Here is a 22182-nt window from a genome sequence, read left to right as displayed (position 1 = left end):
ACCGGGCGTTGAAGACCGGTCTAGGACCTGCGTGACCAGATGAACGGCTGGACGCCGATCCAGACGACGCCGACGACGATGAATGAGTAGAAGAGGGAGTCGTCCGAGAAGGAACTGTCGAAGACGTCCAGGCCCGATCCCGCCAGTTCGTAGACGGCTTCAGGCCAGAACAGGGCCACCGTGCCTTGGACGAGCACGGCCACGATGATCAGGGCGTAGCGGGCGGGCGGGGCCGTCACCCGTCCGGCGAGCGACGGGTTCACCGCGGTGAAGGCGAGCATCAACGCGAGCGTGCCCAGCATCCAGGAGAGCTCGAACGCGTCGTTGGGGTCGATGGCCTCGGCGGTCCCGTTGTACTGGTACCTGTAAACGACGAGGGCTTCCAGATGAAGGCCGCTGAGGATCGCGAAGACGAGGCCGAGGACGACCGTCGGCCGGCGCGGCTGGAACCACATGACGCATATGAGGATGACCGCCGCGATCCAGGGCAGCGGCAGGATGATCAGCGTCTCCGGCGAATAGAACGTCAGGGTGCGCGTACTGCCGGGTCCGGGCCACGGCCCGAACAGGTAGGCCAGCATGGAGAGCGCGGTGCACACGAGGGCGGCTCTGACGAGGAGGATCTGGCCGCGCCGAAGTGGGACGTCGCCGGGGGACGCGCGAAGGAGCGCGGTGCGGAGCGGCCGGTGAGGGATGCGCGGTCCGGCGCCGGTCGCGGTCCCGCCGGTACCGGTGACGGTGGTGGGGTTCGGGCCGGTGGTGGGGGCGAGGGCGGCGTTGAACAGGTCGCGGACTTGGGCGGGGTGGAGCCGTTCGCCGGGGTCCTTGCGGAGCAGGCCGTTGAGGGCTTGCGCGAGTGGGCCGCCGCAGCGGGGGGCGGGCGGCTGCCGGGTGGCGATCGCGACGAAGACGGCGCCGTGGCCGGGTCCGTCGAACGGGCGGCGGCCCTCGACCGCCGCGTACAGGGTGGCGGCCAGGGACCACAGGTCCGAGGCCGGGGTGACCGGCTTGCCCTCCACCTGTTCGGGGGACATGAACGCGGGAGTACCCAGCACCATGCCCGAACGGGTAATGGTGGCATCGCCCTCCAGCGCGGCGATGCCGAAGTCGGTCAGCAGCACCCGGTCACCTTCCAGCAGCACGTTGGCGGGCTTGACGTCCCGGTGGACCACGCCCTGCGCGTGCGCGGTCGACAACGCGTCCAGCAGCGCCAGCCCGATCACCGCGACCTGACGCGGCGGCAGCGCCCCCTGCTCGGCCAGCACCTCCCCGAGGGACCTGCCATCGACCAGTTCCATCACGATCCAGGGACGGCCGTCCTCGCCCATCACCCGGTCATGGACGGTGACGATGCCGGGATGCCGCAGCCGCGCGGCGGCGCGGGCCTCACGCTCCATCCGCGCGTACCAGTCACGCCGCTCCTCGTCGGTGACCTGCTCGGGCACCAGAAGCTCCTTGACGGCGACCGCACGGTCCAGGTCGGTGTCATGCGCTCGCCACACCGACCCCATCCCGCCCTGGCCGATCCGGCCGAGCCTGCGGTACCGGCCCGCCAGTACCCCGTCACTGTCCCAACCCATGATCAGAACCTATCGACGCGGAACAGCGGGAAGAAGACGAATCGGGTGACCGCCGGACGGGTGCCACCGGACGGGTGCCATCGGACGGTGCGGGGTTCGGTGCGCTCATGGGGTCGGGCTCGCTCGTTATGCCGGGCCCCGGGTCTCCGGGCGGAGTGCCTCCCGGGCCGCGATCGCCGCCCCTCGGGCGCCCGCCATTCGGCCGGGAGCCACTGCAGCCCCAGGCCGTACAGGGACCCTGATCGGCGTCCCGTGAGGCGGCCGTCCAGCATCTCCCGCAGTTGCGCCGGCTTCAGCAGGCGTCCGCGCAGCGCGCACACCTGTTGACGCCCGGTTCGAAGGGGCTACGGTCCTTTGATGACCTGGTTGAGCGATACCCGCGACTCCTACGACGCCATCGCGGCCGGCTACGCCGAGGAAACCCGCGACCTGCTCGACAGGCTGCTCCACGTCCGCGCGGGGGTGGTGCTGTTCGCCGACCTGGTCCGGGCGATCGGCGGCGGGCCCGTCGCCGACGTCGGCTGCGGGCCGGGGCACACCACCGCCCTGCTGCGGGAGCTGGGCGCGGACGCGTCCGGCATCGACCTGTCACCCGCGATGATCGAGATCGCCCGCCGCGAGCACCCCGGCGCGCGGTTCGAAGTCGGTTCGATGACCGACCTGAAGCTCGCCGACGACTCCCTGGCCGGTGTGCTCGCGTGGTGGTCGCTGATCTACATTCCGGACGAGGCGGTGCCGGGCGTGCTCGGGCAGTTCCGCCGGGTGCTGCGGCCGGGCGGGGTGCTGGCCGTGGGATTCCACGTCGGCGACGAGTCGAAGATCGAGACGACCGGTGACGCCGACCGGCCCGTACAGACGTACGTGCACCATCGGCGGCCGTCCCGCGTGGCCGGCTGGCTCCGCGAGGCGGGCTTCACCGTGGAGGCGCAGCACCTGCTGAATCCGGACGGGCCGAAGCCGGGCGCGATCCTGTTCGGCCGCCGGCCCGCGGCACCGCCCCCGTAACCTCCGCCAGGTAAGCCCGCCTGGACGAATTCGCCATCGGCGCGGGGGCCTGACGCACCCGACGGCGGCCCGGCATCGAGATGGATGACGGCGTGGAGCCGCGGCGTTCCCGGCTCCACGCCGTTATGCGGGCATGTCATTCATGCGGGCATGTCATTGGAACTGTGCGAAGAACCTCCAGATCTCTCCCTTGGTCCAGGTGGCGATGCCGCTCTCGTTGGTGGAGCCGTCGACCGGACCGGGAATGTGGCCTCCGTCGAACGCGGCCCACTGGACCGGGTACCCGGCGCGGCAGCCCGAGTAGGCAGTGGTGATGTGCGTCCGGCTGCCCTGGGCGGGCTCGCGCGGGCTCTGGGCGGTGCAGCCGTTGTTGGCGACGAACTTGTCGCGCAGGGACCGTCCTTGCGAAATGTTGAGGACGGAGTCGCTGATGCCGTGGATTCCGAAGTAGGCGATGGGCTGGGTGCCGCCGCTGCACCCGCTGATCTGGGCGCCCGAGATGACCGCGACGGCCCTGAATTCGTTCGCGCGGGCGCAGGCGAGTGCGTAGCTCATACCGCCGCCCCAGCTGAAACCCGTGGCGAAGCGCTGGGTCGAGTCGACGCAGAGGCCGCTCTCGATTCGCCGGATCATGTCGTCGACGAAGGTGACGTCCTCACCGCCCGAATTGGCCCAGCCGTTGCCGAGGCCCTGGGGGGCGACGAGGATCGCGCTTTCGTTCGACTGTTCCTGCTGGCCGTAGTAGGACCAGGCGCTCCCGCTCGTTCCACCTGAGGCGACGTCGCCGGCGGTTCCGCCCCGCCAGTGGAACGCGAAGATCAGCCGGTAGGGGTGGCTGTTGTCGTAGTTGGAGGGAACTCTGAGGATGAAGCTGCGGTTCTGACCGCCGCTCTGGATCGTGTGCGTACCGCTGGTGAGCGTCGGGGCGCTGCCACAGCCGCCGCCGTCGCCGCCGCCGTCATCGCCGCCGCCATCGGACGACAGCTCGACCATGGTCCACTGCTGGTTGGCGCCTCCCCAGTCGGTGTACTGGACGACGTTGCCGCCGTCGGCGGTGGAGGCGCCTTGGACCTCCACCGCCTTGCCGCTGCTGCGGCTGATCAGGCGGACGTGGCCCGCGTCGGAGTCGGCCGGCCGGAACTGCTGGTTGGTTCCGCCGTGGTCGGCCCACTGCTGGATCGCGGCGCCGTCGGCCGTCGAGGCACCGGCCACGTCCAGCACCTTGCCGGAATGCCGGGCCTTCAACCGGTAGAAGCCGCCGCCGGAGTCGACGAACTGCCACTGCTGGTTGGTCCCGTCGTGGCGCGTCCATTGGTTGATCCGCGCGCCGTCACCGGTGGACGAGCCGGACACGTCGAGCGCCTTGCCGCTGTTGCGGTTGACCAGGACGTACCAGGCGTCGGTGTCCACCGTCGCCGCCTCGGCCGGCGCCGGGTTCACCGCGACGAGCATGCTGATCGCGAGGGTCGACGCCACCGCGGCGGCGAGCCGGGACCGCCATCGACGCCTTCGCGGAGGGGCGGGGGAAGCCGCACCGTAGGTCTTCATCGATTCGCCCTTTCGCTCTGGGGCGGGTCAGGTGCGGGTCCAGCGCTGGTTGCTGCCGTTCCAGCAGGAGTAGAGCTGGATCGGGGTGCCGTTGGAGCTGCCGGCGGCGTCCAGGCAGAGGCCGGACTGGACGCCGACGATGGATCCGTCGGAGTTGAGCTGCCATTTCTGGTTGTCGCCGCCCCAGCAGCCGTAGATCTGGACCTTGGCGCCGTTGCCGGTGCCGGCGGCGTCCAGGCACTTGTCGCCGTAGACCCTGAGCTCGCCCGCATCGGTGTAGGACCACTGCTGGTTGGCGCCGGTGTGGCAGTCCCACAGCTGGAGCTGGGTGCCGTCGGTGGTGCTGGCGTTGGGCACGTCCAGGCAGCGGCCTGAACCGACGCCCACGATCGTTCCGGCCTCGGGGTCGGTGGGAGGGTCGGTGGGGTCGGGCGGGTCCGTGGCACCGCCGTTGAGGGCGTTGAGGACCGAGGTGTAGGCGGCCTTCTTGTTGCCGTTGCCGTCGAACAGCAGCGGCCTCTGCTCCGAGCGCCAGGAGTCGGTGTCGCGGACGCCCCAGACGGTGATGCCGAGGCAGCGCGGGACGGCCAGGCAGTCGTTGGTCACGTTGGCGTAGGTCGTGGCCGAGGCACCCTCGATGTCGAGTTCGGTGATGGCCACGTCAACGCCGAGGGCGGCGAAGCTCTCCAGGGTGGTGCGGAAGTTGCTGTTGTAGGGGCTGCCGCTGTTGAAGTGGGACTGGAAGCCCACGCAGTCGATGGGCACGCCGCGCTGCTTGAAGTCGCGGACCATGGCGTACACGCCCTGGGTCTTGGCCCAGTTCCAGTTCTCGATGTTGTAGTCGTTGTAGCAGAGCTTGGCGGCCGGGTCGGCGGCGCGCGCGGTGCGGAAGGCGACCTCGATCCAGTCGTTGCCGGTGCGCTGCAGGTTGGAGTCGCGGCGGCCTCCCGAGTTGCCGTCGGCGAAGGCCTCGTTCACGACGTCCCACTGGACGATCTTGCCCCGGTAGTGGGCCATGACCCCGTTGATGTGGTCGATCATCGCCTGGCGCAGTGCGCCGCCGCTGAGGCTCTGCATCCAGCCGGGCTGCTGGGAGTGCCAGGCCAGGGTGTGGCCGCGCACCTCCTTGCCGTTCTGGACCGCCCAGTTGTAGACGCGGTCGGCGGAGGTGAAGTTGAACTGGCCTCGCTGGGGTTCGGTGGCGTCGATCTTCATTTCGTTCTCGGCGGTCACCGAGTTGAACTCGCGGTTCGCGATCGTGGTGTACACCGAGTCGTTGAGTCTGCCCGAGGCGATGGCGGTGCCGAAGTAGCGGCCGCTCTGCGCCGCCGCGGCGCCCAGCGTGGTCTCCGCGGCGGTGGCCGGAGCGGGCGCCACCAGAGCCGCGGCCGCGCTGAGCACCCCGACGGCGCCTGCGAGCAGGGCCCGCTTGCGGATCCCGGACCTGGGCATGGCTTTCGTACGCACGTCTGTTCCTCCATGAATGGATAACGGGGGTTGGAAGCACGGGCACAGCCGTGCGACAGACGCCGCGCTCCATCACGGAAACGCACACACCACCGGGGCGTCGCGGACACAGTGTGCGAGCCCGCGCAGATCTCGTCAATAGTTTCAAAATGTTTCATCGCGCGAATCTGGTCGCCGACGTGATGTGCGCGTCCTAGCAGCTGGTTTGTCGCTCGAAATTTTTCGAGGGTCCGGGGCTCTTGACGATGCCGGTGTGCCTCGTATTTACTCCGGCCACCACCACCCCCCGATCCCCCCCGATGGAGAGAAGGTCCCGCCCGGCTGGAAATGTTAGCGCTAACACTCACGCTGACGAAGGGAAGAAGTTCATGTTGAGGACCGGTGCAGCAGTGCTGGCATCGCTCCTGCTGTCGGTGCTCCTGTCCGTGATGACCGCACAAACGGCCCAGGCCGCGGCAGTGGATGTGAACAAGTGGTACGTCCTGGTCAACCGCAACAGCGGCAAGGCCCTGGACGTCTACAACCTGGCGACCAACGACGGCGCCCGCATCACCCAGTGGACCAGGAACGACCAGAACCAGCAGCAATGGCAGTTCGTCGACTCCGGCGGCGGTTACTACCGCATCAAGTCCCGCCACTCCGGCAAGGTGCTGGACGTTTACAACTTCTCCACCGCCAACGGCGGATCGATCGTCCAGTGGTCCGACCTGAACGGCACCAACCAGCAGTGGCGGCTGGCCGACAGTTCGGACGGCCACGTCAGGCTCATCTCGCGCCACAGCAACAAGGCCCTCGAAGTCCAGGGCGGCTCCACCGCCAACGGCGCGAACATCGTCCAGTACGACGACTGGGGCGGGAGCAACCAGCAGTGGGAGCTCGTCGAGGTCGGCGGCGACGACGACCCCGGTACGTCGTGCGATCTCCCGTCGACATACCGCTGGACGTCAACGGGCGCGCTCGCGCAGCCAAGGTCGGGCTGGGTCTCGCTCAAGGACTTCACCGTCGCTCCCTACAACGGCAGGCATCTCGTCTACGCGACCACGCACGACACGGGGACGAGATGGGGTTCGATGAACTTCGGCCTGTTCAGCAACTGGTCGGAGATGGGCTCGGCCAGCCAGAACGCGATGTCGAATTCCACCGTCGCTCCCACGCTCTTCTACTTCGCGCCGAGGAGCATCTGGGTGCTCGCCTACCAGTGGGGTGGAACCGCCTTCTCCTACCGGACGTCGAGCGACCCCACCAACCCGAATGGCTGGTCGTCCGAGCAGGTGCTCTTCTCCGGGAGCATCAGCGGCTCCGGGACAGGACCCATCGACCAGACGGTCATCGGCGACAGCACGAACATGTACCTCTTCTTCGCCGGTGACAACGGCAAGATCTACCGGGCCGGCATGCCGATCGGGAACTTCCCGGGCAGTTTCGGCTCCTCCTCAACAGTGATCATGAGCGATTCGACCAACAACCTGTTCGAAGGCGTTCAGGTGTACAAACTCCAGGACCAGAACCGCTACCTCATGCTCGTCGAGGCGATCGGTTCGCAGGGGCGCTACTTCCGCTCGTTCACGGCCACCAGCCTGAACGGTTCGTGGACACCGCAGGCCGCTTCCGAGGGCAACCCCTTCGCAGGCAAGGCCAACAGCGGCGCCACCTGGACCAACGACATCAGCCATGGCGAACTGATCCGCGCCGGCGCCGATCAGACCTTCACCGTCGATCCCTGCAATCTGCAGTTGCTCTACCAGGGGCGCAGCCCCAACTCCGGCGGCGACTACGGCCTCCTGCCCTACCGGCCGGGTCTGCTGACACTGCAGCGCTGAACGACGCGACACGGGTCCGGCTCCACTGCGGACCCAGCGTGGCGGGCCCGGGGGGGGGGGGGGGGGGGGGGGGGGGGCGGCCCCCCCCCCCCCCCCCCCCCCCCACCCGGGTCACCGCGGACCAGGACGCCCCCCACGGAACCGGCCTTCGAATCACTGCGGAGCGGTCTCTATGAGAAGGAAACGAATCCGCGCGCTACTGGCGACGGTGGCCACGGCCGCGGCAATGGCCGTGGCGCTCGGCCCGGCTCCCCAGGCCCAGGCGCTGGACAACGGCGTGGGCCGCACCCCGCCGATGGGGTGGAACACCTGGAACACGTTCGGCTGCAACATCGACGAGACACTGATCCACCAGACCGCCGACGCGCTCGTGAACTCCGGCATGCGCGACCTCGGATACCAGTACGTCGTGGTCGACGACTGCTGGTTCGACCCCGACCGCGACTCGTCCGGCAACCTGAGGGCCAACCCGTCGAGATTCCCGAGCGGCATGAAGGCGCTCGGCGACTACCTGCACGCCAGGGGCCTGAAGTTCGGTCTCTACCAAGCGCCCCTGGACCGCACCTGCGCCCAGTACTTCGGCTCCTATCCGGGTGCCACCGGCAGTCTCGGCCACGAGGCCCAGGACGCCCGGCAGTTCGCCGCCTGGGGCGTCGACTACCTCAAGTACGACTGGTGCTCACCCACCGGCACCATCGACGACCAGGTACGCACCTTCGCGAAGATGCGCGACGCCCTGGCCGCCACCGGCCGCCCGATCCTCTACAGCATCAACCCCAACAGCATCCACGAGAAGACCGGCCCGCAGCGGAACTGGGGTGACGTCGCCAATATCTGGCGCACGACCGAGGACATCACCAACGTCTGGGACTCCGGCCAGACCAATGGCTACCCGATGGGCATCCAGAACATCGTCAACGTCAACGTCCCCTTGTCGGGCTACGCCAAGCCGGGGCAGTTCAACGACCCCGACATGATGGTGGTCGGACGCGGAGGCATGACGGACACCGAGATGCGCAGCCATTTCGCCCTGTGGACCATCATGGCCGCGCCGCTGATCGCGGGGAACGACGTGCGGAACATGGACGCCGCCACCGCCGCGATCCTGAAGAACCAGAACCTGATCGCCATCGACCAGGATTCTCTCGGCCGCCAGGCGAACCAGATCAGCAACGACGGCACCCGCCGCGTCCTGGCCAAACCGCTGAGCAACGGCGACGTCGCGGTCGCGCTGTTCAACCAGGGCGGCAGCACGACGACGATCAGCACCACCGCCTCGGCGATCGGCCTGTCCGGCAGTTCCTTCAGCCTCCGCGACGCCTGGACGAACGCCGTCACCACGACCACCGGGGCCATCTCGGCGAGCGTGCCCTCTCACGGCACCGTCGTCTTCAGGGTCAGCGGCGGAACCCCGAACCCCGCGTCCCAGATCCGGGGCGCGGGATCGGGACGATGCCTCGACGTCACCGAAGCGTCCCAGGCCAACGGAACGCGGGTCGAGATCTGGGACTGCAACGGCCAGAGCAACCAGCAATGGACCGCCACGGCGGCCGGTGAACTGCGGGTCTACGGAAGCAAGTGCCTCGACGTGTACGACAACGGCACCGCCGACGGGACCAGCGTGATCATCTGGGACTGCAACGGCCAGAACAACCAGAAATGGCGCCTCAACTCCGACGGAAGCATCACCGCCGTCGGCGCGAACAAATGCCTGGACGTACCCGGAAACGCCACGGCCAACGGCGTCTACGTCCAAATCTGGACGTGCCACGGCGGCACCAACCAACGCTGGACCCGCCCCTGACCGTCCCCTCGGTGGATGCTCTGTGGTCCAAGGCACATGCGGTTCCTGTCAGCAATCGGGGCGCTGTCCCGCTCAAGTCACCGAAGGAGCAAACGAACCGACAGGAGCGACACATGAAGCACCGCATCGTCGTCCTCGGCGCCGGCTATGCCGGGGCCTACGCGGCCGGGGTCCTGGCCCGCCGGCTGTCCCCCGCGGACACCGAGATCACCGTGGTCAACGCCGTACCGGAATTCGTCCAGCGGCTGCGGCTGCACCATTTCGCGGCCGGCCGCACGATCCGGGTTCCCAAGCTCACCGACGTCTTCGCGGGCACGGGGATACGGCTGCGCGTGGCCCGTGTCACCGCCGTCGACCTCGAACGCCAGGTCGTCGCCGTGGCCGACGCCGACGGCGGCGGCGAAGTCGGCTACGACACGCTTCTCTACGCGCTCGGCAGCCACGTCGCCGACCAGGGCGTCCCCGGCGTGGCCGAGCACGCCTTCAACGTCGCCGGCCGGCCCTCGGCACTGCGCCTGCGCGAGCGCCTGGACGACCTGGGCGGGCGGGGGGACGGCGGGAGTGTGCTGGTCGTCGGCGACGGGTGGACCGGCATCGAGACCGCCACCGAGATCGCCGAAGCCCGGCCCGGCCTGTCGGTGACGCTGATCGCCCGTGGTGAGCTGGGCGCGCGGCTGTCCGCCGGAGCCCGCGACCACCTGCGCCGGGCCTGCGACCGGCTGGGCATCGCCACCGTGGAGCACACCCGCGTCGAAGCGGTCGAAGCGGCGCGGGTGCTGTGCGCCGACGGCACCGTCCTCGCGTCCGACGTCACCGTGTGGACGGCCGGGTTCGAGGTCGGCCCCCTCGCCGCCGCCAGTGGGCTGGAGGTCACCGACAACGGGCAGATCGTCGTCGACCGCACCATGCAGTCGGTTTCACACCCGAACGTCTACGCCATCGGCGACAGCGCGTACTCCCTCGGCGACAACGGCCGGCCGCTGCCGATGTCCTGCGCTTCGGCCGGCTACACCGGCAATCAGGCGATCCATGCGATCGTCGGACGCCTGACCGGCCGCAAGGTCCCCCACACGAAGCTGCTCTACTACGGCAACCACATCAGCCTCGGGCGGCGGGACGGGATCGTGCAGATGGTCGACGGCGAAGGGGCGGCGAAGCCGAAACACGTGGGTGGCTGGAAGGCCGCGCGAATCAAGGCGGGCATCGTCACGACGTCTCTGTGGGCCACTTCGCACCCGACCTTCGGCCTGCCCAAGCGCAAGCGCCGCCTGGCCGCCGCCGCGGCCGCGTCCGCCGGCGAGGCGGCCTTCGCGCCGGATGCGTCCGCCGAGAGGGCGGCTGTGTAGCCATCTAAAGTGGTTCGCGTGGACGGCGCCGCCGCCGATCGGTTCGACACCGGTCGGTTCGAGGCCAGCCGGAACCGGCTGGCCTCGCTGGCGTACCGTCTCCTCGGGTCGGCGGCCGACGCCGAAGACGCCGTGCAGGACGCGTTCCTGCACTGGCAGGCCGCCGACCGGCAGCGGATCGAGGTGCCGGAGGCATGGCTGACCAAGGTCGTCACCAACCTGTGCCTCGACCGGCTCCGCTCGGCCCGGGCCCGCCGGGAACGCACCGTCGGCGCCTGGATGCCCGAACCGCTCCTCGACGGTGACCCGCTGCTCGGCCCGGCGGACACTTTCGAGCAGCGCGAATCGGTCTCCCTGGCCGTGCTGACCCTGATGGAGCGCCTGTCGCCCATCGAGCGGGCGGTCTACCTCCTGAGCGAAACGTTCTCCTACAAGCACGCCGAGATCGGCGGGCTGCTGGACATCACCGAGTCCGCGAGCCAGCAGCACCTCCACCGGGCCCGGCGCCGCATCACTACCGCGCGCCGCCGCGGCGGCGAAGCCGACCCGGCATCCGCCCGCAAGATCGTCGAGGAGTTCCTCGCCGCCGCCTCATCGGGCCGCACCGAACGGCTCGTGGCGCTGCTCACCGACGACGCGACCGCGATCTCCGACGGCGCGGGCCTGACCGAAACGCTGCTGCTGTCCGACACCCCGCAGCGCATCGCCGCCCTCGCACGAGGCGGCTTCAAGCCCACCCCCGCGAAACGGCGATTCGCCGGCGGCACGCCCGCCGTCCACTACGCGCGCGTCAACGGCGCCCCCGCCCTCGTCTTCGTGGTCGACGACCGGGTCATCGGCACCGTGACGTTCGACCTCGCCAACGGCAAGATCGCGACCGTGCGCGGCATCGCCGCCCCGCCCCGCCTCGCCCGCCTCACCGAAGCCTGGCGGCAACACCAACCGGACACGCCGCTCATCCCCGAATGGTGAGCCCTCCGCCTGGGGTAGGGCAAGGCGCACCCGTGCCTCGCTAGTCCCCGGATGCTCGGTGCCCGGATGGATGCTCAGTGCTCGTTGCCCGCGCGCAGCCAGGCGATGTAGTCGGCGACTGCGCGTTGGGTGTCGTGTTCGGGCTTGTAGCCGGTGTCCTGCTGGAGCCGGGTGATGTCGAGGTAGTTCTGCCGTCCGTCCCCGCCGGTGGGCAGCTCGGCCCTGGCACCCGGCACCACCTGCCCGATCGCGGCGATGATCTCGGCGTTGGTCGTCGCGCGGCCGGACGCGACGTTGTAGGTGCGGTGGTTGAGCCGGTCCGCGAGTTGGAGGAGCGCGATCGCCCGAGCGGTGTCCTTCACCTAGCACAGGTCGATCGAATCCTCCGCGTGCGCGGGTCCGGCAAGCGTGGACAGATCCGGTTCGGTTCCGCGGACGGCGGCATGGACGAGTTCGGGAGCGGCAAAGAACAACGCGCCATGGGGGAACCTCCTTGCAGAAGCTCGTACTCCCCGCAGACGACTAGACCTCCCAAAAAGGTCTCGCGGGTGCACGACACGCTCGCGCCGGACGTCCGCTGTCAGAGGATCAGGTCCTCGGGGCGGACGATCTCGCGGGGCGCCGGGACCGTCTCCAGCCGCTCCAGCGGATCGGCCCGGACGTGCGGGTCGACGTTGAGGCCGGTGAGTTCGCCGATCCTGCGGACCGGCACCTGGAACGTCTTGTACGCGCCGTAGGAGAAGGCCTCCTCGCCGGCCAGATCGTCGATCAGGACCGCCTGGCTGAGCAGGTACCCGGTCGCCGAGAGCCGGCCGGACGCGTCGGCCATCGCGACGATCTTCCAGAACTGGCGGGGCAGGCGGACGCCGCGGTAGACGTCGTCGTCGTCGGCCAGCACCGGCCCGGTGAACACGCTGACCGCCAGGTCATGGTTGTCGGCGTTGTTCAGGACGTAGTCCTCCAGCCCTAGCCACAGCGTCTGGCCGGCGTTGAACGCGTGGTGCTGCGGGGTGGCGTTGGTGAAGTGGAAGGTGTCGTCGTTGGCGGCCTTGGCGATGGCGTCCGTCCCCCAGGCGGGGTCGATCCGGCGCACCAGATGGCCGCGGTCCAGGTCGTTGGCGCGGTAGACGTCCTCGCCGGTCTGCTCTCCGGCGGGCAGCCGCGGGTCGAAGAGCCAGCGGTCCCCCTCGCGCCGGGGGCGCCGCGCGCTGCGGCCGTCGATGTTGCATGCGGTGAACAGCGCGAGCGCCCGCCGCCGGTGCATGACGACGCTGAAGTGGTGATAGCGCAGTTCGGCCGACGCGACGGCGGCCAGGTCGGGCGGCAGTACGGGCATCGGCAGCGGACGGGCCAGGAACGCGGGATCGTACCCTTCGCGGGCGCTGTAGTCGGGGTCGATCGCCCCGGGTTCGCCCGCGGCCTCGGCCGACCGCCCGTCCGCGAGCCGTACCGTGACCTCCATCGGGATCGTGACCATCCCTTCGCGCGTCTGCGCCGCGGGGACGGCGGACAGCGCCCGCGACGCCGCGCGCGAGACCGGAGGCGGGCCGACCGGCGAGTCCTGGGGAGGCACCGTGCGCTCGCTCCCCGGCGGAGCGAACAACTCGTCGACGAGCGCCCGCTGCGCCTCGGGAAGCGACGTTTCCCGCACCGTCCGGCAGATCCGGCTGATGCGGATTCCTTCGTTGACGAACCCGCCGGTCTCCTCCGGATCGGTCACCGGCACGCTCGCGTGGTGCAGGGCGACGACCTCCCACTGGTCGTTGAAAACCGGCGACCCGGACGACCCGGGCTCGGTGTCGGCCGCGTAGTGCAGGAACCGCTCGGGGATGTCGACGATCCGGTTCTCGCGCAGCGCGACCTGCTTCCTGTCCCCGCGCGGGTGCTGGACGATCGTGACGAACTCCCCGATGATCGCCTTCCCCTCGGTCTCGATCAGCCGGTTGTGGCCGAACGCCGCCAGCTCGGCGGCCGGGGCGCCGACCGCCGCGATGGCGAAGTCGAGATCGATGTCGGCGAGGAAGAACCGGTCCGGATCGAGCGGGTACGCCACGACGGCCAGCGGCCGTCCATCGACGCCGTCCTGGTAGTTGAACTCGACCATGCTGGTACGGGCCGTAGAGGCGTCGGGCAGCACGTGGTGGTTGGTCAGGAACAGGGACGGGGACACCATCGAGCCCGTCCCGTACCCGACCGTGCGGCCGCCCTCGTCGCGGATGTTCACCCGGCCGACGGTGCGCGCCGCCGCCACCCCGGCGTCCAGATAGCGGACGCCCACGTAGTCGACCGTATAGATAATCTTCTCCAGTCGCGCGGCGGGCTCCGCGACCCCGGGTTCGAGCAGGGAGCCGTCGCCGTAGAACCGGCTGAGCCTGTCGACCCGCTTGGCGACCCGCTCGGCCGTATCGGCCTCCGCCACGCCGCCGGGCGAGGCCAGAACGGTCAGGTGCTCCCGCCGCTCCGGAACGCGCTCGGCCACCCGGCGCGCCGCCGACTCCCGCTGGCCCTCCTGTTCCCGCTCATAGAACCCCATTCCAATTCCCCCGGGTCATTGAATATCCGTGAACCACCCACTTCTCCTAATTTCCTCGCCTTTCACCGGATTTCGCTAGCCCGGGATTGTCCTCTTTACCCGCACCTGGAAACGTTTGACGAAGACGACGCGCGAGAGGGGTCATCAGGGAGCCGCACAGCAAGATCGCCGCGGCCATGACCGGCGGCAGCGCCTGCTCCGCCCGGCCCCCGGCGAACCAGTGGGTGACCTCGTCCATCGCGCCGGGGGTAACGGATGGCGCGAACGGAACGCGTTCGGCTCTCCGGCGATCTGGTTGCACCAGACCTTGTAGCGGCAACGCCGTGATCAAAAAGCGACGAGACTTCCCCATGAGAATGTCAGGCGATCTCGTTGATTCAAATAGCCGTCATAACCTGATCACGCGCTCGAATCCGTTGTCATCCCACAGGTCACCCGAGAGTGTGAGCAGGTGTGCGTACCCCTCCGCCCTCATGCCGACCGAGCTGTCGATGTAGGGCCAGCCGAATGCCTGGCTGTCCCCGAGGGTGAAACCCTGCTTGTTCTGACAGAAGAAGTCCCACTCCTGGCGGAGCGGGCCCTGCACGAATTGTTCGACCGGAGACTCCCAGTGGTCTTCGTCGAAGTCGGGTTCGGCGCGGTAGTCGAAGGTCTCCAGGACCGGGTCGCCGGTGTCGATTCACCCGAAACCGCCGGCAGGGTCATGATCGGTGTGGCGTGTAGCCCGACCATGCTCAAGGTGTGCGCCGACGGCGGCACCGGCACCTCCACGGCGCGCGCCGGGTCTGCACAGACGATGGCGCATTCCTCGGAAACGCTTCCGACCGCGCTGAAGACGTTGAGCAGGCCGAGCCGGGTGGGCATGTGGTCGCCGAGCCACGGGGCCAGTTCCTCGGTATCCAGCACGGCGAACTCGATTTGACGGTTCCACTGGCTGTGGCGGCCTTGGCCGACGGTGACCGTTTGCACGTTTCCGCGTTCTGCCGGCTCTAGCCGGCCAAGGTGTCGTCGTAGTCGCGCCGGGCCTGATCGACCTGGTCGAGGTTGGCGGCGGCCCAATCGGCGAGGTGAGCGAACAGCGGGGCGAGGCTGCGGCCGAGGTCGCTGATCTCGTACTCGACCCGGGGCGGAACCTCGGGGTGGTAGGTGCGGACGACCAGGCCGTCGCGTTCGAGCTGCCGCAGGCGCTGGGTCAGCACCTTCGGGGTGATGGTGGCGATCCGCCGCTGCAGCTCGACGAAGCGCTGCCGGCCGTGCTGGTGGAGCGTCCACAGGATGGGGGTGGTCCACCGGCTGAACACGATGTCGACCACCGGGGCGATCGGGCACGCCTGCTCCGGGCCGGCTGCGGCGGTCTCCGGGTTCCACGCCGTGTCGGCCATGGGGCTCCCTAAGGTAGTCACTTTCCTCTAGGTACCTACTATATTCAGGATGTTAGCGTCGCCTGCGTCCAGCAACGGACCGCCCGTCCCGGGCGGCCGGAAGACGACAGGAGAACGACATGATCATGGTGGCCGGAGCGACCGGGAACGTCGGCGGCGCGCTCGTGCGGGCGCTCGCGGCGGCGGGCGAGAAGGTGACCGCCACGTCCCGCAACATCGCGGAGGCGGACGTGCCCGAGGGTGTCGAGTTCCGCCGAGCGGACTTGGCCGACACCGAGAGCCTGCGCCCGGTGTTCGACGGCGCCGACGCCCTGTTCCTGCAGAACGGCGGTGCCAGTGCTCACACCCTGAACGTCGGCGACATCCTCGATGTGGCCAAGGCCGGCGGTGTCGAGCGGGTGGTGCTGCTGTCCTCGCTGGGGGTGGCGACCCGGCCGGAGTCGGCCTCGCACGGAGTGCTGGGATTGTCCATCGAGGAGGCCGTGCGAGGGTCGGGCGTGGATTGGACGATCCTGCGGCCCGGCAACTTCGACTCCAACTCCTACGCCTGGGCTGCGTCGGTGCGTGCCGAGCGGACCGTCGCCGCGCCGTTCGCCGACGTCGGGCTTCCGGCCATCGACCCGGGCGACATCGCCGGTGTGGCGGCCGCGGCGCTGCGGGAGGACGGCCACGACGGGCGGATCTACGAGCTGACCGGCCCCGCCCCGGTGACGCCCCGGGAGCAGGCCGAGGCGATCGGCGCTGCGCTGGGCGAGCCGATCCGGTTCGTGGAGCAAACCCGCGACCAGGCGCGGGCCCAGATGCTGAACTTCATGCCGGCGGACGTAGTGGAGACGACCCTGGCCGTCTTGGGCGCGCCCACCCCGGCCGAGCAGAGGGTCAGCCCAGATGTCGAGAAGGTGCTGGGCCGAGCACCCCGCACGTATGCCGACTGGGCTCGTGCCAACGTCGCCGTCTTCCGCTGATCAGCACACTCGATGTCAGTTTGCGGTCAGTCGTTTCGATGAGGGTGCGGCTGATCTCCTGCAGTTCTTCGTCGTCGTCGATGCTGTCGTATCTGCCGCGACGCTGGGTGTGGTGCAGTTCGGAGCGGAGTCGGGGCAGGGCGGGTCGTGCGGCGGGTCCCATGCGGTCCAGGCATGCAACGACATGGTTGGCGGTCGAAGGGTTCTGTTCCCAGGCTTGGAGGAGCGTGTCCAGCACGGCCGGCGCCTCGGCGTCGCCGCCGATTTCCCAGAGCGCGGCCGCGCAGGGGACGCGGACCCATTCGTAGCTGTGGGTCAGCAGGTTCCGGAGGCGAGGCAGCGCTTCTCGCGCGGGAGGGTTGATGTCGGCGAGTACGTCGGCCGCCTCGTTGATCCGGAACGGGATGGAGTCGTCGAGCAGGTCGAGCAACGGCTGCATGACTTCGTCCGGGTCACCGACGATGCCCACAGCGCGGCGACGGCGGCTGTACGCACATGGGCGTCGGAGAACGTGGTCAGTGACCGGGGAGGACGAGCAATGTTCGACAACGTCAACGGGCTGTCGGCCGAGCAAGCGGCGCGTTGGACCGCGCTGGTCGAGGAGTGCCGTCCCGTGCTGGCGAACGAAGGGATGGAGGCCGTTCAAACCCTCTTGGCCGAGCGGGGCATGGGCACGATCGCCGCGATCGCGATCACGAAGGCCCTGCTCGGCTGGGCGGAAACACCGCTACGAGTGGCCATCGACACCGTGACCAGCAGCGCTGCCCAGACTGCCACCATGAACGAATCACCACCCGCAACACCCCCCAGCCATGAGGCAGGCCCATGACCGAGCTCGAACGAGTGCTCGCCAAGACCCTCATGGAGCCGGCGACCAACGGCCCTGGACCTGCCCGCCGCACTGGGCCTCATCTAGCTGCCGCCGCTCCATCTGGCACAGGCCGCCTGCGAAAGGCTCGGGTGGTGTTCGCGCGTCCTGACGGATCTGCCCTCCGTTCAGAGTGGATCTCCCAACGCTCAGAGACCTGCTGAACCTGAGGTACGACCGATTCACTCTGCCGAATACCTGGATCGTTGGGATCGCCGCAGCCGCCTTGATCCGCCATGGCTCCCTTCAATATGTACGAAGCCCTCCATTGTTGCTCCGGCGTCTGGCCCTGGAACGGGCGGCGGCCGATAACGATGTGGTGCTGCTCGCGCGGCTGGTGGCGATGGGCTGCGACCCGGCGGAGGAGATTCGCAGCGGGCTGAGTCCGCTGGAGGTGGCCCTGCTCCATCGGGCCTTCGAGGTCATCGCGTGGCTGCTCGAACAAGGTGTTCCGGTCGAGAACTCCTTGCGGGTCGGTCGGCGCGCACGCCGTCGATGTGGACCTTGCCTGGACTCTTCTTGACCGTGGCGCGTCGGTCGATGCGAGCACGGTGACGAGGGCGTTGGAGAACGAGGACCCGGAGGTCGTGCACCTACTGTCCCGCGCTGTGCGGCCGGACGAGGGGCTCGCCCGACTTGGGCCGCGGCTGCGGATGCTGGCCGCCCAGGCCGCGCTCGCCGGTGACCGGCTATCGACCCGATCCGACCCAACGGCTGCCGAGCGTGAGCAGCGCCGGTCTTCGGTACCGACAGAACTCGCGGACCGATTCGACCCCGACCGCCGCACCTGACCGCCCAACCGCGCCGGTGAACGCCATCACAGACATCAACGCCAGCATGCTCTCCGCGGCAGTAGAGGATGTTCGCAGAGTCGGGTCGCGGGGATGGACGGTGGTCAGTGGTCCTGCTGGGTCGTGTGGTGCTGGCGGTAGTGCTCGGCCAGAACGTCGTCGCCGAAGTCGTCGGCGGGGTTGCGCCAGACCGAGTGGATGTGGGCGCCATTGTTTTGAGAATTGTAGTGTTCGATCAGCAGGACCGGTCCTTGGATTCGGAAGTAGTGCCGGTCTCCGGGTGAGGTGCCGCCGGCCCAGGCGAATACCAGGTTCTGCAGGCCGGCGTGCTCAATGTTGCGGAGCTGCGCTGCCGCCACGTCCGATGGCAGCCGCCCGGCGAACGCTTCGACGATGGCGAACAGGGCGCTGAGCTGGTGCTCGCGCAGCGCGTTTCCGGGCAGCCCTTTGGGGGCGTCGCGAACGTAGCTGAGGATGTCGCGCTCGGCCTCGTCGAGCACGTAGTCGGGTTCTGGCGCGAACACCGGATCCGGCCGCTCAAGGTGACCGATCTTGGGTGTGATGCGGGTCGCCAGATCCGGCGGCGGTCGATGGTGGATGATCGCGGAGGCGCGTTGGTCAGGGTCGAGGGAGTTGACGAACCGGTAGCCGGCTTCCTCGTCATCGGTGAGCGGGGAGAGTGTGCCGAAGGTCGCCGGCTGCGAACCGAGCAGGGACGGGGTGGGAGACACATAACGTCCGTCTACCACGGTCAAGTTGAGCGAGACGTGGTGCCCGGCGAGCTGCCACCCCCACGCGCCGGTGTCGCCGGGGCGGCCGAACACCTTGAAGCAGTACCGTCCCGGGTCGAACAGCTCCGCGCTCGCCGGGCTTTGCAGCGCAGCCAGCGCGTGGAGTACATGCTCCATGGCGATCACCGAGACGACCTTGGCGTAGCCGGGCATGCTGGTACCGGCCACGATCAACTCGTGCGCCAGCTTGCGTTGCGCCTCGTCGAGCGCGCCGAGCGGCAAGCCGTCGCGTTGCCTGGCGGGCAGGAACGACCAGTCGCGCCGCTGAGCCTCATCGGCGAAGTCGAAACCGACTTTGTCCCGCTGCACTTCGGTCAGCGCCGCAAGGAAGTCGGCTGCAGCGCCGGCCATCGCGCTCGCGGTCTCGGGAGCAGTCAGCGGCAGTTCATTCACTGTGTCCATCCTCGGTCTCGAAGTCTGCACAAACCCCCAGAGCCCTGTCCAGCGCTCGGCATCGTCCGAGAGGTGAGTATGTGCAGCGGTCGCAAAGGCTCGAGCATCGTCGCGATGGCCGTCTCACGTCACGCGCCACGCCTCGACCAGGTCAACCTCCTACACCACCTCCGTGGACCGCAACCGCCACAACGTTGTTCCAAAGGTCCCATGCGCGCTGTGACTTTCGCGGCGCACCAGGAGTTGCGAAAGACTTGCTCCGAAACCTTCAGGCGATTCACTCTGACGACAGCCCGAGATCGTGATCAGGTCGTCGAGGTGACCGCCGGCGGCCTCGGTCTCTACGATTGCGGCGGCAGCGCCCCACAATCATTGGTCCTCACATACCAAGTCATCGGGCGGCTGTCTCGTGTCGCACGCCCTGCCGATCCAGAGAGATCGCGATCTTCGACCATACGAGGAGGATGATGAACGGCTCCGCACCGTTCCAGGAACGCTATGTCCGCGTCGTTGAGCAGCTGGCGGCAAGCCCGCTCGTCTCTATCGACCATGAAAAGTCCGGTGAGGACGTGCTGGACGGGGCCGCGGCCGACGTCGTGTTCGCGGGGTTGGCCGCGGACTACGACCTTCACCTGGATGAGGCCTTCCGCCGCCTGTACTTCACGTCCAAGCAACTTCACGTCGCGTGGCGGCTGACAGCCGACAGCACGTGCACCGGAGAAGTCTGCCTGCAGAACATCACTGAATGGGCGGCGGGCGAGTGGGGTCCCGACGAGGGGGCGCTGCCTCCCGAGGAGCACGCCATAGTGGCGGACCTCTACACCATCGACTACGAGCCGCGCAGCGGGACGGGGTCGGTCACTGCGATCTCCGTACCCCACGCGCGCCCGCTGTCCCTCCGAGCGGACAGGAAGATCTGGTACTGCGATGGCGGTCACCGGCTCGAACAGTTGGACGTCGACTACGCCGGCTACCTCGACGCGGTACTGCTCACCGTGGGCGCCCCCGGGTGGCAGTACCTTTTCGCCGACGTCAACCTGCGGCGCGAGGTGACGCCCAGCGTCGTCGCGGCTTTGGAGCACTGTCTCGCCGTCCTTCCGGAAATCTTTCCCGGACACGATTACGAGCCGCTTCGCAGGCGCTTCGACGCCCGCATGTGAGCCGCGCGGCCTACCGGCCCGGTACCGGTCGTCCAGTCGTGCGGGCAGGTTGACGGCAAGCACTTGCCAGCCCACCGCCAGCGCGACGTCGCGTGCAACGCTTCCTGCTCGTCATGGATGACGAGGAAGCCACCGTCGCCGCGCCAGTTCCACAGGGCGACCCTGGCGCAGCCCTTGTTGGCTGCCAGTTCCCGGATGATGCCCCAGATCCGGGCTGCGGCCAGGTCGTGGACCGAGCCGCGCAGCGGTCCCGATACCCACAGCAAGGTCCCGTCCGGTGCGGCGATGACCTGGAGGTTCATGCCGTGGCGGTGATGTTGTCCGCGCCCTGGCCCACCGCGACCACGACGCCGAGTGCGAAGACCCAGGCCCGACACGGGATGGGGTGGCGCATCCGCCAGACTGAGGCGGAGGCGCGCATGTTCGATTTATGGAGGCGGTATGGGCTCATCCCGGCGGTTGCCCCGGCGGATCTACGAGCGTGAACTTCTCCGGCTGCAGGAGCAGCTGATGCTCATGCAGGACTGGGCACACGCCGAGGGGGTGCGCATCGCCGTGGTGTTCGAAGGACGGGACGCCTCCGGCAAGGGCGGCACCATCAAACGCGTCACCGAGTACCTCAATCCCCGCGTCGCCCGCATCGTCGCGCTCCCGACGCCCACCGAGCGGCAGCGAACCCAGTGGTACTTCCAGCGGTACGTCGAACACCTGCCCGCGGCCGGGGAGATCGTCCTTTTCGACCGGTCCTGGTACAACCGCGCGGGCGTCGAACGGGTCATGGGCTTCTGCACCGACCAGGAGTACAGACGCTTCCTGCACCAGTGCCCGACCTTCGAGCGCATGCTCGTCGAGGACGGCATCCTGCTGCGCAAGTACTGGTTCTCCGTCAGCGACGCCGAGCAGGAACGCCGCTTCCGCAAACGGCTCGAAGATCCCATGCGGCGATGGAAACTGTCCGCCATGGACTTGGAGTCGATATCGCGTTGGGAGGAGTACTCGCGCGCCAAGGACGAGATGTTCGTCCACACCAATATCCCCGAGGCGCCCTGGTTCGAGGTCGAAAGCGACGACAAGCGCCGGGCCCGCATCAACATGATTTCCCATTTGCTGTCGAGCATTCCCTACCACGAGGTGGAGCATCCGCCGCTCCAGCTCCCCGAACGCCCGCCTTCCAAGGGCTACGAGCGGCCCCCGCGAGGCGCGCAGACCCACGTCCCGGACCACGCGGCGACTCTCCGAGGCTGACGGGCTTCCCGGTGCCCACTCGCTGAAGATCTCGGTGTCGGGCTTCCGTGCAGATGTCCGTAAAGATGATCTGCGCTTCCGGTTCGTCTCTGGGACGCCACGTCCGGATCCGGACGTCGTGGGGAGACCACCAGGAATCTTCTGTGGCCTGCTCTAGCCTTACTGGGATCCGACCGATGGAGTTCGGGGGGCGGTTATGGCAGAGCGCTGGATCACGAAGAACGGTCGGCGGATTCCGATCGATGACGGTGGCGGGGGAAAGGCCATCGCAGCCGGATTGGCCGCGATCATGATGGTGGGAAGTGGCGGAGTCGCCGGCGGCGCCGCGGGCGCGGGGGCGGGGGCGGGCGAAGCCTCCTCAGTGAGTGCGAAGACCGTCAATGCTCGCAAGGGGGATGCAAGGCGTTCCGCCCGTAAGCCTCGATCTTTCACGCTGCTGAAGCGTCTGCCTGAACGGCGTGACGAGCGTCCCCGGGAGCGGGTTTTCGGTGTCGGAGCATGCTGATGGCCCG

Annotated in this window: 21 protein-coding genes and 1 pseudogene; 12 read left to right on the top strand and 10 right to left on the bottom strand. The window is 68.7% G+C overall.

Annotation, left to right across the window (positions count from 1 at the left end; translation table 11 throughout):
• Positions 1–20 precede the first annotated feature (20 nt).
• A complete protein-coding gene (locus tag ACGFIS_RS13270; RefSeq protein WP_392911525.1) occupies positions 21–1580 on the bottom strand; it encodes a serine/threonine-protein kinase in 1560 nt (519 codons plus the stop codon).
• 357 nt (positions 1581–1937) lie between these two features.
• Here ACGFIS_RS13270 and ACGFIS_RS13265 point away from each other — a divergent pair, with 357 nt between their 5' ends.
• The gene (locus ACGFIS_RS13265) at positions 1938–2585 is read left to right on the top strand and encodes a class I SAM-dependent DNA methyltransferase (protein ID WP_392970819.1); all 648 of its coding nucleotides are present in this window, start codon (positions 1938–1940) and stop codon (positions 2583–2585) included.
• Positions 2586–2738: 153 nt separating this feature from the next.
• On the opposite strand, the gene ACGFIS_RS13260 is transcribed toward ACGFIS_RS13265, so the two are convergent.
• Together ACGFIS_RS13260 and ACGFIS_RS13255 are read right to left on the bottom strand one after the other, a co-directional pair.
• Positions 2739–4133, bottom strand: a complete 1395-nt coding sequence (locus ACGFIS_RS13260) for an RICIN domain-containing protein (protein ID WP_392970816.1) — start codon at positions 4131–4133, stop codon at positions 2739–2741.
• 27 nt (positions 4134–4160) lie between these two features.
• Positions 4161–5600 (bottom strand): endo-1,4-beta-xylanase, encoded by a 1440-nt coding sequence (locus ACGFIS_RS13255; protein WP_392970813.1) that lies wholly within the window; start codon positions 5598–5600, stop codon positions 4161–4163.
• Positions 5601–6028: 428 nt separating this feature from the next.
• On the opposite strand from ACGFIS_RS13255, the gene ACGFIS_RS13250 reads away from it, so the two are divergent.
• The 4 genes from ACGFIS_RS13250 to ACGFIS_RS13235 all read left to right on the top strand — a co-directional run bounded on the left by ACGFIS_RS13250 (position 6029) and on the right by ACGFIS_RS13235 (position 11542).
• On the top strand, positions 6029–7420 hold the full coding sequence (locus ACGFIS_RS13250) for a non-reducing end alpha-L-arabinofuranosidase family hydrolase (RefSeq protein ID WP_392971248.1): 1392 nt from the start codon (positions 6029–6031) through the stop codon (positions 7418–7420).
• Between the two features lie 172 nt (positions 7421–7592).
• Positions 7593–9224 carry a glycoside hydrolase family 27 protein gene (locus tag ACGFIS_RS13245; RefSeq protein ID WP_392911517.1) on the top strand — a complete coding sequence of 544 codons (1632 nt, stop codon included), beginning with the start codon at positions 7593–7595 and terminating at the stop codon, positions 9222–9224.
• A gap of 113 nt (positions 9225–9337) precedes the next feature.
• A complete protein-coding gene (locus ACGFIS_RS13240) occupies positions 9338–10570 on the top strand; it encodes an NAD(P)/FAD-dependent oxidoreductase (protein ID WP_392970810.1) in 1233 nt (410 codons plus the stop codon).
• Between the two features lie 18 nt (positions 10571–10588).
• A complete protein-coding gene (locus ACGFIS_RS13235) occupies positions 10589–11542 on the top strand; it encodes a sigma-70 family RNA polymerase sigma factor (protein ID WP_392911513.1) in 954 nt (317 codons plus the stop codon).
• 74 nt (positions 11543–11616) lie between these two features.
• Here the strand turns inward: ACGFIS_RS13235 and ACGFIS_RS13230 are convergent, their stop codons facing one another.
• The 3 genes from ACGFIS_RS13230 to ACGFIS_RS13220 form a co-directional block, all read right to left on the bottom strand.
• Positions 11617–11904: an NAD-dependent epimerase/dehydratase family protein gene (locus tag ACGFIS_RS13230; protein ID WP_392970807.1), complete on the bottom strand. Its 288-nt coding sequence runs from the start codon at positions 11902–11904 to the stop codon at positions 11617–11619.
• A gap of 218 nt (positions 11905–12122) precedes the next feature.
• On the bottom strand, positions 12123–14075 hold the full coding sequence (locus ACGFIS_RS13225; protein ID WP_392970804.1) for a DNA/RNA non-specific endonuclease: 1953 nt from the start codon (positions 14073–14075) through the stop codon (positions 12123–12125).
• Positions 14076–14121: 46 nt separating this feature from the next.
• Positions 14122–14313: a hypothetical protein gene (locus tag ACGFIS_RS13220; RefSeq protein ID WP_392911507.1), complete on the bottom strand. Its 192-nt coding sequence runs from the start codon at positions 14311–14313 to the stop codon at positions 14122–14124.
• Positions 14314–14685: 372 nt separating this feature from the next.
• Between ACGFIS_RS13220 and ACGFIS_RS13215 the strand changes: the two genes are divergently transcribed.
• Complete coding sequence (locus ACGFIS_RS13215; protein ID WP_392911505.1) at positions 14686–14997, top strand: hypothetical protein; 312 nt, start codon at positions 14686–14688, stop codon at positions 14995–14997.
• Positions 14998–15064: 67 nt separating this feature from the next.
• Here the strand turns inward: ACGFIS_RS13215 and ACGFIS_RS13210 are convergent, their stop codons facing one another.
• On the bottom strand, positions 15065–15457 hold the full coding sequence (locus tag ACGFIS_RS13210) for a winged helix-turn-helix transcriptional regulator (RefSeq protein ID WP_392911503.1): 393 nt from the start codon (positions 15455–15457) through the stop codon (positions 15065–15067).
• Between the two features lie 119 nt (positions 15458–15576).
• On the opposite strand from ACGFIS_RS13210, the gene ACGFIS_RS13205 reads away from it, so the two are divergent.
• Positions 15577–16422 (top strand): NAD(P)H-binding protein, encoded by an 846-nt coding sequence (locus ACGFIS_RS13205; protein WP_392970801.1) that lies wholly within the window; start codon positions 15577–15579, stop codon positions 16420–16422.
• On the opposite strand, the gene ACGFIS_RS13200 is transcribed toward ACGFIS_RS13205, so the two are convergent.
• The gene (locus ACGFIS_RS13200; RefSeq protein WP_392911499.1) at positions 16337–16891 is read right to left on the bottom strand and encodes a HEAT repeat domain-containing protein; all 555 of its coding nucleotides are present in this window, start codon (positions 16889–16891) and stop codon (positions 16337–16339) included. The genes ACGFIS_RS13205 and ACGFIS_RS13200 overlap by 86 nt on opposite strands.
• Positions 16892–16960: 69 nt before the next feature.
• On the opposite strand from ACGFIS_RS13200, the gene ACGFIS_RS13195 reads away from it, so the two are divergent.
• The 3 genes from ACGFIS_RS13195 (at position 16961) to ACGFIS_RS13185 (ending at position 18081) form a co-directional block, all read left to right on the top strand.
• Positions 16961–17251: a hypothetical protein gene (locus tag ACGFIS_RS13195; protein ID WP_392911497.1), complete on the top strand. Its 291-nt coding sequence runs from the start codon at positions 16961–16963 to the stop codon at positions 17249–17251.
• Between the two features lie 307 nt (positions 17252–17558).
• Entirely contained in the window at positions 17559–17813 is a 255-nt protein-coding gene (locus tag ACGFIS_RS13190; protein WP_392970798.1) for a hypothetical protein, read from the top strand.
• A gap of 28 nt (positions 17814–17841) precedes the next feature.
• Positions 17842–18081 carry a hypothetical protein gene (locus ACGFIS_RS13185; protein WP_392911493.1) on the top strand — a complete coding sequence of 80 codons (240 nt, stop codon included), beginning with the start codon at positions 17842–17844 and terminating at the stop codon, positions 18079–18081.
• Between the two features lie 104 nt (positions 18082–18185).
• On the opposite strand, the gene ACGFIS_RS13180 is transcribed toward ACGFIS_RS13185, so the two are convergent.
• Positions 18186–19265, bottom strand: a complete 1080-nt coding sequence (locus ACGFIS_RS13180; protein ID WP_392970795.1) for a DUF3500 domain-containing protein — start codon at positions 19263–19265, stop codon at positions 18186–18188.
• Positions 19266–19732: 467 nt separating this feature from the next.
• On the opposite strand from ACGFIS_RS13180, the gene ACGFIS_RS13175 reads away from it, so the two are divergent.
• On the top strand, positions 19733–20425 hold the full coding sequence (locus ACGFIS_RS13175; protein ID WP_392970792.1) for a hypothetical protein: 693 nt from the start codon (positions 19733–19735) through the stop codon (positions 20423–20425).
• Positions 20426–20550: 125 nt separating this feature from the next.
• Here the strand turns inward: ACGFIS_RS13175 and ACGFIS_RS13170 are convergent.
• Positions 20551–20748 (bottom strand): annotated as a pseudogene (locus ACGFIS_RS13170) (transposase family protein); the annotation flags it as partial.
• 118 nt (positions 20749–20866) lie between these two features.
• Here ACGFIS_RS13170 and ppk2 point away from each other — a divergent pair.
• On the top strand, positions 20867–21670 hold the full coding sequence (gene ppk2 / locus ACGFIS_RS13165) for a polyphosphate kinase 2 (protein WP_392911487.1): 804 nt from the start codon (positions 20867–20869) through the stop codon (positions 21668–21670).
• The last annotated feature ends 512 nt before the right edge of the window (positions 21671–22182 follow it).

This window comes from Spirillospora sp. NPDC048824, from assembly GCF_043198455.1.
In the GTDB taxonomy this organism is placed as follows: Bacteria; Actinomycetota; Actinomycetes; order Streptosporangiales; family Streptosporangiaceae; genus Spirillospora.
This window is presented reverse-complemented; position numbering and strand designations above follow the sequence as displayed.

Coding starts and splice junctions, on each gene's coding strand:
- ACGFIS_RS13270 (WP_392911525.1), bottom strand. CDS start 1,580: ATGGGTTGGGACAGTGACGGGGTACTGGCGGGCCGGTACCGCAGGCTC.
- ACGFIS_RS13265 (WP_392970819.1), top strand. CDS start 1,938: ATGACCTGGTTGAGCGATACCCGCGACTCCTACGACGCCATCGCGGCC.
- ACGFIS_RS13260 (WP_392970816.1), bottom strand. CDS start 4,133: ATGAAGACCTACGGTGCGGCTTCCCCCGCCCCTCCGCGAAGGCGTCGA.
- ACGFIS_RS13250 (WP_392971248.1), top strand. CDS start 6,029: ATGACCGCACAAACGGCCCAGGCCGCGGCAGTGGATGTGAACAAGTGG.
- ACGFIS_RS13245 (WP_392911517.1), top strand. CDS start 7,593: ATGAGAAGGAAACGAATCCGCGCGCTACTGGCGACGGTGGCCACGGCC.
- ACGFIS_RS13240 (WP_392970810.1), top strand. CDS start 9,338: ATGAAGCACCGCATCGTCGTCCTCGGCGCCGGCTATGCCGGGGCCTAC.
- ACGFIS_RS13225 (WP_392970804.1), bottom strand. CDS start 14,075: ATGGGGTTCTATGAGCGGGAACAGGAGGGCCAGCGGGAGTCGGCGGCG.
- ACGFIS_RS13220 (WP_392911507.1), bottom strand. CDS start 14,313: ATGGACGAGGTCACCCACTGGTTCGCCGGGGGCCGGGCGGAGCAGGCG.
- ACGFIS_RS13210 (WP_392911503.1), bottom strand. CDS start 15,457: ATGGCCGACACGGCGTGGAACCCGGAGACCGCCGCAGCCGGCCCGGAG.
- ACGFIS_RS13205 (WP_392970801.1), top strand. CDS start 15,577: ATGATCATGGTGGCCGGAGCGACCGGGAACGTCGGCGGCGCGCTCGTG.
- ACGFIS_RS13195 (WP_392911497.1), top strand. CDS start 16,961: ATGTTCGACAACGTCAACGGGCTGTCGGCCGAGCAAGCGGCGCGTTGG.
- ACGFIS_RS13175 (WP_392970792.1), top strand. CDS start 19,733: ATGAACGGCTCCGCACCGTTCCAGGAACGCTATGTCCGCGTCGTTGAG.
- ppk2 (WP_392911487.1), top strand. CDS start 20,867: ATGGGCTCATCCCGGCGGTTGCCCCGGCGGATCTACGAGCGTGAACTT.